Annotated in this window: 9 protein-coding genes; 7 read left to right on the forward strand and 2 right to left on the reverse strand. The window is 40.5% G+C overall.

Features of this window, described 5'->3' with window-relative positions; genetic code table 11:
• Positions 1–87 precede the first annotated feature (87 nt).
• Positions 88–417, forward strand: coding sequence for a hypothetical protein (locus tag LJ658_RS10805; protein ID WP_230546517.1), 330 nt, complete (start codon positions 88–90; stop codon positions 415–417).
• A 59-nt stretch (positions 418–476) separates the two neighbouring features.
• Here the strand turns inward: LJ658_RS10805 and LJ658_RS10810 are convergent, their stop codons facing one another.
• The gene (locus LJ658_RS10810; RefSeq protein WP_230546518.1) at positions 477–1,457 is read right to left on the reverse strand and encodes an acyl-ACP desaturase; all 981 of its coding nucleotides are present in this window, start codon (positions 1,455–1,457) and stop codon (positions 477–479) included.
• A gap of 49 nt (positions 1,458–1,506) precedes the next feature.
• A complete protein-coding gene (locus LJ658_RS10815; protein WP_230546519.1) occupies positions 1,507–2,652 on the reverse strand; it encodes a glycoside hydrolase family 5 protein in 1,146 nt (381 codons plus the stop codon).
• Between the two features lie 63 nt (positions 2,653–2,715).
• Here LJ658_RS10815 and LJ658_RS10820 point away from each other — a divergent pair, with 63 nt between their 5' ends.
• From LJ658_RS10820 to LJ658_RS10845, 6 genes are all read left to right on the forward strand, one after another.
• The gene (locus LJ658_RS10820; protein ID WP_230546520.1) at positions 2,716–4,062 is read left to right on the forward strand and encodes a sensor histidine kinase KdpD; all 1,347 of its coding nucleotides are present in this window, start codon (positions 2,716–2,718) and stop codon (positions 4,060–4,062) included.
• A gap of 10 nt (positions 4,063–4,072) precedes the next feature.
• A complete protein-coding gene (locus LJ658_RS10825; protein WP_230546521.1) occupies positions 4,073–6,154 on the forward strand; it encodes a cellulose biosynthesis cyclic di-GMP-binding regulatory protein BcsB in 2,082 nt (693 codons plus the stop codon).
• Positions 6,155–6,221: 67 nt separating this feature from the next.
• Positions 6,222–8,066 carry a glycosyltransferase family 2 protein gene (locus tag LJ658_RS10830; RefSeq protein ID WP_230546522.1) on the forward strand — a complete coding sequence of 615 codons (1,845 nt, stop codon included), beginning with the start codon at positions 6,222–6,224 and terminating at the stop codon, positions 8,064–8,066.
• Positions 8,063–9,640 (forward strand): hypothetical protein, encoded by a 1,578-nt coding sequence (locus LJ658_RS10835; protein WP_230546523.1) that lies wholly within the window; start codon positions 8,063–8,065, stop codon positions 9,638–9,640. The genes LJ658_RS10830 and LJ658_RS10835 overlap by 4 nt, the downstream gene beginning before the upstream one ends.
• Before the next feature lie 83 nt (positions 9,641–9,723).
• Positions 9,724–10,794: an AI-2E family transporter gene (locus LJ658_RS10840; RefSeq protein WP_230546524.1), complete on the forward strand. Its 1,071-nt coding sequence runs from the start codon at positions 9,724–9,726 to the stop codon at positions 10,792–10,794.
• Positions 10,795–10,995: 201 nt separating this feature from the next.
• Positions 10,996–11,244 carry a hypothetical protein gene (locus LJ658_RS10845; RefSeq protein WP_230546525.1) on the forward strand — a complete coding sequence of 83 codons (249 nt, stop codon included), beginning with the start codon at positions 10,996–10,998 and terminating at the stop codon, positions 11,242–11,244.
• Positions 11,245–11,296 lie beyond the last annotated feature (52 nt).

The raw sequence follows: 11,296 nt of genomic DNA on the forward strand, positions 1-11,296 counted from the left end.
TGATATTTTAAAACCGCTGCATTTCATTTGCTATGAAATGATAAAGTGGGAAATTAAACAATTATACAATTCGATTGTAATTTATATATGAAAGTGATAACCCTACATACCAACATTAATCCGGATGAATTACTGGCGCATTTGCAGCAAAAGTTAAACCCCTTGTTTAAAGAACAAAGGCAGGAAGACATTAGTTTTAAAATTGAGAAAGTTGGCGATGCGGTAGAGATCTCACAACCCGAGCTTTATGACGGGGTTCTTTTCAGCCTGGTTATCAAAGGGGGTGAGCTGTGGATAACCCGTAATGAACATTATGTAGATGATGTAAACTCGCTTACCATCGAGTCTATCTTAAACAGTTTGTTTGAAGATTTGACAGACGATAGCAGAGGGGTTGATCTGGTTACAGAGGGATAACTTTGACTAAACCGCCACTAAATTACACCCCCTCTCCCTTTTAAGGAAAGGGGTAAAGGTTACTCCTTTATCCAGCTAAATTTATAATCAAGCGTTGGGTTCTTCATTCTTTCGGCAACGCGCAGCAACCGGTTTGGTAATGCCACTATGTAATCACGGGCCTTCTCGCCTGATTCGCTTAAGTCACCAATACTTTCAATATGCCAATCGGTAATTAGTTCTTTTAATATATCCACATAATCAACCGCAGTATAAATACCTAATCGTTGTGCAGCATCCGTAAAATGCCCAAAAGTCTGACCGATCTTTAAACCAACCTCGCGTAAAAAATGAGCAGGCATCACAATCTTTTTGCGCATCATATCTTCAAATGCCAGCATCGCCTCATTCGGGTCTACCTCAAAAATCTTTTCTATAAAATATTTGTAGGCCTTGGCATGGCGCATCTCATCAGATGCGATAACACCGCACATTTTTGACAACAGGTTATCGCCGTCTTTTTTTGCCTGTGATGCAACCCTGCGGTGCGATACGTTGGTTGCCAGTTCCTGAAAAGAAGTATAGATAAAATTACGGTAAGGGTCATGACCGGTACCGATATCAAATCCGTCGGCAATTAAATATTGGGTTGATACTTCCATGGCACGCATATCCACCCGGCCGGATAAGTACAGGTATTTGTTAAGCAGATCACCATGGCGGTTTTCCTCGGCGGTCCATTGCCTGGTCCACTTCATCCAGCCACCTTCTTCGTTTCTGGATACGCCCTCAACCATAGTCAGCCAGGATTCATAAGTAGGCAGGGCCTCTTCCGTAATCGTGTCGCCAATTAAAACAGCCATCAGGTCGTACGATAAGCCTTTGGCGGTGTCGCGCATGTCTTTAACTTCACTAAAAAAATTATCTTTCGTAGAATCCGGTAAAAAATCAGATGGCTGCCAGATCGTGTCAATGGGCTTCAAGTATTCCTGCATCTTTTCGAGCATGAATTTCTCGATGTGCGCCATCACTTCTTTCCGTTTTTCTTCAAAAAATATCATAGTAAACAATTAATTTACAAAGGTAATGATTTAAACATTCAATAAAACATCATTTTTTTTTGTCGTCATAACCTATAGCATCTTTCATGCAATCGGGCAGGGTTTTTAAAGATGGCGGGCCGGTGAAAACAGAAAAAGCGCTGTTATAATCCCATAGTATCCCGGGTATATTTAATTTTTTCAGGGTGCTGCGCATCGCTTTAATATAACGGCACCGGCTGTCCAGATCAGCATATTTATTGTAGGCTCCATATTCTCCGCAAATAAGCGGGACATCATATTTAGCCGCCCATTTTTTAACAATTGATAATTTGTCAGCCAGTGATTGCTCATTTCCGTCGGTACGGTACTGGTAAAAGTTTGTTTCGCCCCAGGTGCCTTTTGCTTTTGGATTAATTATGGGAAAACTTTCCGCATTATAAGGAAATGTTACCCCGGTGGTAGCTACCTGGTCGCCCACCCAGGCGGCACCCTGATGTGTAAATAAAAAAGGTTCATAAAAATGCACCGTGTAAATAATATTATCATCGGCCAAAGGCTCGCTGCGGCTTAATTCATAAATACTGTTAAAGTTTGACGCGCCCACAATCAACGTCCGCTTTTTATCAACTTTTCGTATAGCTGTAACTATATTATAGGCCGCATCTTTCCACACCCTGGGGTTAATGCGCGCGGGCTCATTATATATTTCAAACAATACATTATCGGGGTTTTCATGTATATATCTCCGGGTGACAGTGAGCCATGAGTTAATAATTTTAGGCGTTTCTGTCAGATAATTACTGTCATTTAACTGGCCATAATGGTAATCTATTATCAGCTTCAGGCGGTAGAGGCGGCATAGCCCGACTACTTTATCAATACGCTTAAAAGCGCTGTCTGCCGGTATATTTTTTGATTCGAAAAACGCAAATGCCACTGGTAGCCTCACGCTTTTAAAACCCAGCCTTTTAATCAATTCAAAATCGGTTGCGGTAACAGCATTATCATTCAATATATCCCTGGCCCAGGTTTGGTCAAGCCACGAAATACTTATGCCATTATCTAAACTTTGGGCCCGCTTAAATGCCCGCGAACGCGGCGGCGATGTAATTGGATTGTTTTTTGCTAATGTAGCCTGCGCGAATAGAAACAGGATCATCAATGCCCGGCAAACTATTAAGGTTATGGCACCTGGTTTAACTAATTTTTTCACTTATTTAATTATAAGTTTATTTCACTAAATAATTTTAATCTTTATATAATTTAAAAACTTATAATGTTTGTTCAAATTACTAAAGACGAATTTTCAAAAGAAATTTTAAAAAAAGCCTGGTACCAGACCAATAATATCATCTGGACTATTCTTTTTTTATATCCTTTAACGTTTATTATCGATGTTATTTATAACCCTGGTATTTGGGTACAGTTTTTAATTGTACGCCTTATAACAGACATTTTAATCTACAGTTTATACACGGTCTTTAAAAGTAAAAATTACAATTACCGTATCTTATTACACCTTACTTTCTTTGCGCTTTCATGCACCTCGGCCATATTGTGTAATGTGGTTAATATACAGCAATTAAATGTTTACTTCCTGGTTTACTCGGCAATTATCCTTTTTTTCAATATCCAGGTATTTTGGGAGCCGGTAAATTCTGTCATTCAATCGCTTATTGCGTTGATATTGCTTACTATATTTTTTAATGCCTTAAACGAGTACAGCGTTGATTTGTTTGTTAGTAACGGCGGGCAGTTTTTTTTCATTGTTACGGCTATTTCATGCCTTATTCCAAATGCCCGCTATAAGGTTATTGAGCGCGAAGTACGGTCGCAGCTGCTTATCGAAAAATCAAACGAGCAACTGAAAAATCAAAACCGTGATATTATCGAAAAAAACACCATTATTGACATGCAGTACGAGCGGCTGCGAAAAATGGATGAGCAAAAAAACGGTTTCATTAATATAGCCGGCCACGATCTGAAAAATATTATCGGCTCCATCATCATGAGTAATAACATGATTAAAGAGGAAGATTATCGTTTAAGTGCCGACCAGAAAGAATTTGCAGACTATATTTCAGAATCAGCAGAAAAAATGCAATACATCCTTAACAAGTTGATGGATGTAAAAGAAATAGAATCGCCTGAGATGAACTTCAACATGGAAATATTTGATATTAACATTGAAGTGAGGCGCATATTCAGGGGGCTGATGGAAACCGCCCAAATGAAAAACATCCATTTGATTGACGACATTTTAAAACTGCCGTTAAATGTTAAACTGGATAAAGTTTTTGCCGGCCAGATATTTCAGAATCTGTTATCAAACACTATCAAATTCTCACAAACCAATAACAACATCCGTATCGTAACCAGTTTACAACGTCAAAAATTTGTTTTTGAAATTATTGACGAGGGAATAGCGATTGGACAGGATGAACTTGACATGATGTTTAACAAGCTAAAAACATTAAATGAGGCCCATACCAGCAAAGAGAGCCGCCTGGGCCTGGGCCTGTCAATAGCCAAACTAATTACCCAGGAAATGGGTGGCGAACTGTTTTACCGCAGCGATGACAATGGCAATTACTTTAGAGTAGAATTTTACGTAATCAACTAATACTGCACCAATGACCAAATTATTTACCTCACTGGCCTTTTTCTTTTTATTAAGCACCTCAACTTTTGCGCAAAGGATACTCTCATTTCATGCCATGGGCCATAATGACGATGCTATTGTAGGCATGAGCGGCAGCAGTGCTTATTATCTGAAAATAGATCCGAGCATTGAGCTGAACGGAAGTAAAGTAGTTTTGTTTGTACAGCCATCGCAGGCTTTAATTAAAAATCTGTCGTACATCAACGTTATCATCAATGACAGACCGGCTTTTAGCAGCCGGCTTTCGCAGGACTCTGTCATGACGATTACACTTAACTTAAGCCGTGCGGATATGTCGTCTGATAAATTCCTGAAAATACAGGTTAAAACCTTATGTACGGTGACCGACGAGAAATGCAAGGACCTGGATAACCCGGCTATGTGGATGAAGATAAAAAGTTATTCATACCTCTCGCTGGTAAAAAGCACAACCAATTTCTTTAACAACGTAAATATTGGCAATTGTTTTGAAACCATGAAAGCCATTGTTTATCCTAAAAACCCATCATTGCATGATCTGAAAGCGGTAGCCTGGTCATACTCAAGGTTAAAGAAAGCCGATGTTAAAAATATCGCAGTTTACCAGGAAGGGCTATTACCCGACAGCATAAAAAACTATATTGTAGTAGGCAATATGTCCAAGCTTACCGCCAACGAGCGGGCATTGATTAAAGTTGTTCCGCAAAAAAACGAAGGCTTATTTTATTTAAACAAGTCAGTAGTAAGAAGTATTGATACCCTAACCAGGCTGATTAATGTAAAGGGTAAATTACTTACGGTTAAATCATTGGCAGAAGCTGCTGTTCCATCTGAAGTATTGTTTGTAAGCGGCGGCGATGATGCCGGCTACGAAAAAACCATTACCGCCCTGGGTAACATGAATATTCTTAATTCAACTTTTGGCGACTACCTGTTAATAGACAATGCTGAGAATAAGTTCTTTAAAACCATTGACGAAAACCGTTCAAAATTATCATTCAGGCAAATTGGCGGCACTACCAACTTCATGTCGGGCATTGGTAATTTAAAAAGCGTTTACAACTTTAAAAACTCCGACTTTAGCTTTACCCCAAAAGAAGTTGAGATACGTGTTATAGCTAATTATAGCAGCCTTGCACAGGGCGACCGCGGTTACTTAAACATCTACCTTAACGGCATGCTGATCAGCTCAGAAAAGCTGGATGCATCCGGCAAGCTGAATACATCGGTAACTATTAACCGTTACCAGCACCATAAATACAACACACTGGAGACCGAGTTTAGATTTTATTCAAGCGGGGGTAACTGTAACACCAGTTTTAACGGCTTCTTTGCCGAGGTTGATGTTGATAAATCATACCTTGAATCAAAGAACCCATTCATCACCAGCGACCTGAGTTTTTACCAGTACCCTGAAGCATTTAACTCCGGTACAACCCGCATTGTGGTAAGTAAAAAATATGCGCCTTATGCCGCGGCAGCAATGGGCGAGATCATTTACGAGTTAAACAACAACATCAACGCAAACAACTTCCCAGAGTTTGAATACGCCGACGGCATTGATAAAAACGAGCTGAAGAAAAACAACATCATTGCGTTACTATCACATGATGACCCCCTGATGGATGATTTCCCGGATGCCCCCATCAAGTTTAACCATAAGTTCCGTTTGTATAATAACGAGAACAACAAGATAGTTTACTCCCTGTCCGACTCGGTATCAAATGGTTTGGCACAGATCTTTTACGGGCGAAGCAACAACGCGGTATTGGTACTTACTGCTACCGGTAAAAACCTGGCCGATGCCTTTACATCAGCCTCAAGATCCATTACCGAGCAGTTGTCGACCCTGTCAAGTAACGTAGCTATATCTGATGTTAACATGAACAAGTATTTATTTAACATCAGCAAATCAAGCGAGAACCTGGAGTATATTGATACCAAAAGCGTGCTTACCCGTTTCTGGGAAAGCTACAACCTGTACATTTTGCTGGGTATGCTGGCATTGATCCTGCTGTCGTTCCTGTACATACGTGCCAAGGTTCAAAAATCAACAGATATTTTTAGTGAGTAATTTGGCGCATAACCGGCTTATTACCTCAGTTTTTTAAACTGTTTAACATTTTATTTAATCTATAATAATGGAGATGTCAATCCCCGAGCTTTTGATCCATGACGGCTTTATAACAGAAGCCGATCAGGATAAGATTGACGATTTTTCAAGACGGTCGGGGCTGTCATACATTAAAATATTACTGAACTTTGGTTACCTGAGCCGTAAAAATTATGAACGCTCATTGCTTAACGCGGGCTATGAATTTAAGCAGATCCGTGACGAAGCTTATGATCTTGACATATTGGCCCAAACCGATTTAAAGTTTGCAGACGCGCATTTGGCCCTGCCTTTACGGGTAGAGAAGAATAAGATAGTTACGCTGATGGCTAATCCCAGCGACGAGCTTTTTATTGACTATATAAAGTTTACTTATGATATGGAGCCGCAGATAATCCTGGCTTCAGATCTGGATATTACCTGGCTTAGCCATGTGCTGCTGGGGCAGAAATATGTAAAATCGGCGGTGTTTGACTTACATAACCGCGATCCGGAAAGCTCTGCGCTTACTACTTTTACTACACCCCAGCTTGTTTTTACCTTTGGGATAATTACAGCAGTAGCTATCGGCCTGATGCTGAGCTTTGTAAACACATCAATCATCATCAACGTATTATTAAGTGCGTTCTTCCTGGTATCTATTGTATTTAAGTTATTCCTGGCGCTGGTTGGTTCGCGGTTTGAACTGCACCAGGCCGTAACGCGCCAGGAGGTTCGCCAGGTTATTGATGACGATCTGCCTGTTTATACCATACACCTGCCGGTATACAAAGAAGATAGGCTGATCAAAAAACTGATCTGGAACCTGCAAAGTTTAGATTACCCGCGCGAAAAGCTGGATATTAAATTATTGATTGAAGAAGACGATGACAAAACGCTTACTGCGGTAAGGGACCTGGATTTCCCGGCTGTATTTGAGGTTATTGTGGTACCGTTCCATATGCCTAAAACAAAGCCGAAGGCCTGCAACTACGGCCTGCATTTTTCGCGGGGGCAATACCTCACCATTTATGATGCCGAGGACATACCCGATACCGATCAGCTTAAAAAAGTAGTTACGCTGTTTAATAAGTTGCCCGTTAATTATGTATGTATCCAATGCGCGTTAAATTACTTTAACCGCGGCGAAAATTTTCTTACCCGTATGTTTACGCTTGAGTATTCCTACTGGTTTGATTATATGTTACCTGGGCTGGATACTTTTGATATCCCCATCCCCCTGGGCGGAACCAGTAATCACTTTAAATTTGAATTTTTAATGGAGTTGGGCGGATGGGATCCGTTTAACGTAACGGAAGATGCCGACCTGGGTGTGCGTGCTTATGCAAAAGGTTATAAGGTAGCTATTATCAACTCTACCACTTACGAAGAAGCCAATAATGAAATGTTTAACTGGGTGCGCCAGCGTTCGCGCTGGATTAAAGGGTATATGCAAACCCACCTGGTACATATGCGCAACCCCGTAAAACTCTGGAAGAAATTAGGCTGGAAGGGGTTCCTGGGCTTTAACTTTTTTATTGGCGCAACACCCGTTACCTTTTTGGTATACCCGCTATTGCTGGGTATATTTTTATGCTATCTGATATTTGATTTAACCTCTATCCGCTCAATTTTTCCGGATTGGGTGCTTTTCATGTCTATCATTAACCTGATGGTGGGTAACATATTAATGATCTATGTAAATATGATGGCGGTATTTAAGCGCCGTTACTATGAGCTTATACTATTTGCCATAGCAAACCCCATTTACTGGTTGCTACACTCGTGGGCTGCCTATAAGGCCCTGTACCAGCTAATTGTTAAGCCTTTTTATTGGGAAAAAACCGATCATGGCTTAAGTAAAATTAATAACCAACCTGCGCCTGCCGAATGAGCTTAAAGTTTAAAATAAATATATCACGCGGCCAAACGCTGGTAATTATTACAATGCTGATAGCTATCTACTACCTGGTATGCGGCATTTACCTCAATAACTTAGGCTACTTTAACCAGGAAACCCTTTTTTATATTGAAAAGGTTAGGATAATATTTGAGGGCAGGGGTTATAAATTAAAGGTAATTGGCTTAACAGCGCCGGCATTACCCTTTTTTGCCACTTTGCCGTTTACCATAATCAGTTCGTTACTTGCGCCGGCGATTGCCTCGGCCCTGGGCACGGCTACGCTTTTTTACCTGATGGCCGGCACGCTGGTCAAAAAAACTGCGGATGACTTTTACCTGCTGCTACTAATCATTTTGTTTTTATTTCATCCGGGGATATTGTATGCAGCCTGCTCGGGCAAATCAATATATATGGTATTGATATTTTTCTATTTGTTTTTTCTCAACATATTTAAGTTTTATACCTCAAATACAACCTTTCATATCTCTATAGCCAGTATATGTTTAGTATTGTTGTTATTCTGCGATTATAAGTTTATCTGGTTAACGCTGTTTTTTATCCCGCTGATATTTTCAATAGCCTTACAGTCATTAAATCTGGCCGAAAAAGAATCTATTTTCAGGATGACCCTGAGCTTCAACAGTCCGTCGTTACGTCGAAAGCTCATTAACAAAACCTTTGCATTATACGTCATCTTATTCCTCCTGCCCATAGCAACAATCTTCTGCTATAAAATGCTTAACCTGACAAATGCCAATGATGCCGACTACTTTTTAAATAGCCCATACGCTAACTGGAATGTTTTGGCTGAAAGGCTCTCCTATGAAAAAATTGCGCTTAACCCCGATTTTCAATCGCCTGAAATATCGTTGCTGATCTCGGCCAGGATAGTGATGTTCTGCCCGCTGATATTATTTGCAATAACTCTTTTCAGGCGCAATGCTTATCAAATTTTAACCTTGTTAACCCCATTTGCATTTGTAGAATTTTTGCATATCAAATATGACAAGGCCTTTTTGCTGTACCCATACTACCTTATATTTCTGATACTGGCAGTGCTTTGTTTTATAATAAAGGCGCAGCCAGTTAAAAGGACTATACTGTTTAAATCAGTTTTGAGCCTAATTATATTAGTGCAACTGTATACCGGCTATTACTTTTTAAATACGTCATTAATTGATGATGAGCGCAATTTCATCACCTTGTTAAAAAACAGGACGGTTGACGGGCAACAGGACGAGAACCGTGACATGGCAAACTACCTGAACGGTTTACCTGACGGCTCAAAAATATTGATTGATGATGCCGTAGCTTATCCCATTGTAGCCTTCACCAATAATGTGGCAGACCTTACACTACCCTACCAGGAAAATTTTTTGAGCGCCATTGAAACACCCGGGCAATACGTAAACTATATCCTTATCGCTAACACAAAAAATTTATTGTCCGGCTATACCATATTAAACAGCAAATACAGCCCTGTCATTTATCAAACCGGTAACAATTACGCCACCTTACAAAAAGCTTACGAGACGGATCACTGGATACTGTATAAGCTTTATTAATATCCATCGGCTGCACGGGGTATAGGCGGTAAACATTTAAAACATTTAACCTAATTTCCAGTATTGTTTATACATTTATAAACATGGCAGCAAACAAAAAGCAATCCGAAGAAAAAATAGAATTAACATATGCCGGCAAAGTATGGCAGACTGTAGGCATAGTAGCTTTGCTGGTAGTAACCATATTAGTGATAAGGGTTGCTTTTGATATCCTGTTGATGGTTTTGGCCGGGGCCCTTATCTCGGTATATTTTCATGGCCTGGGTGACATGATACAACGACGAACCAAGCTGAACCGCAAACCCGCCATGATCATATCTATACTAAGCACGGTAATATTACTGGTTGCTTTATTTTGGTTTATGGGCACTAAGATCCAGGAGCAGGTTGCCGAGCTGAGCAACACACTGCCCCATACAATTAAAAATGCGCAGGTCAAGCTTTCGCAAACTTCCGCCGGTCAAAAAGTATTGCAGGGTATATCAGGCTTTAACTCACAAAAAATGCTGAATACGGTGCAGGGATTTTTCAGCACCACTTTTGGAGTTTTGGGCGATATGTATATTATTTTATTCCTCGGGATATTTTTCACCACCAATCCATCGCTGTATAAGGACGGTATACTGGTATTAGTACCCCATAATAAAAAAGAACTGGGCAAACATATTATGGACCGCATCAGCCTTTCATTAAAAGGCTGGCTTAAGGGCACCTTATTTTCCATGTTGTTTGTTACGATATTAATAGGTACGGCGTTAACAATAGTAGGCGTACCAGTAGCCTTAATATTAGCCCTAATAACCGGCTTGTTAGAAATGGTACCCAGTATAGGCTCATTGATAGCCATGATCCCCGGTGTGCTGCTGGCGCTTACCATAAGTACCAATATGGCTATATTGGTAGCGGTGATCTATATCGTTTCGCAAACTATAGTGGCTAATATTGTTACGCCCATGATCCAGAAAAAGATGATCAATTTACCGCCGGCATTAACGTTAATAAGCCAGCTGATAATGGGTACCGTTTCCGGGGCTTTAGGTATTATCCTGGCCGTGCCGCTACTGGCCATTCTAATTATTTTGGTTGATGAGTTATATGTTAAAAAGATAGCTCATAATGATGATGAAGATTTGGATAAAGGCGTACTGAAATAACCAGCTCCTTGCAATAACTCTGTATATTTTTCTTTAGAACCCTTGTTAATCAGATTATGGTTGCATAAGATACTATCAACCGTCTTACCTATAAGATGGATACCTGCTGCCGAACCTGATTGCTTATTAAATAACTTCTATTTTAGGACGTGGCTAGGATTCAGCCGGAATGCCGCTTTGCTTTACAAGTCAGCAAGGATTATGGATGCTATTGGGTTAACATATGAATATCAGCCAATTAACTCAAGACATCACACCGGCATAGGGCCCGATACCCGAAAAGAGGCGATTTTTACTACCGGCATCGGGCGGGATACCCGGAAAAGGGCCGTTTTTACTACCGGCATACAGGCTGATACCCGGGAAACGCTTGTTTTTGCTACCGGCTTAAGGGGCATTACCGGTGTGGCTGAGATGATTATTTCTGCCTGGTTCAGGCCTGGGTTATAAACAAAGAAACCCCGTGAACGTGAGTTCACAGGGTTCTTATAAAATTGGGCAC

This window comes from Mucilaginibacter sp. UR6-11, from assembly GCF_020880695.1.
Taxonomy (GTDB): Bacteria; Bacteroidota; Bacteroidia; order Sphingobacteriales; family Sphingobacteriaceae; genus Mucilaginibacter.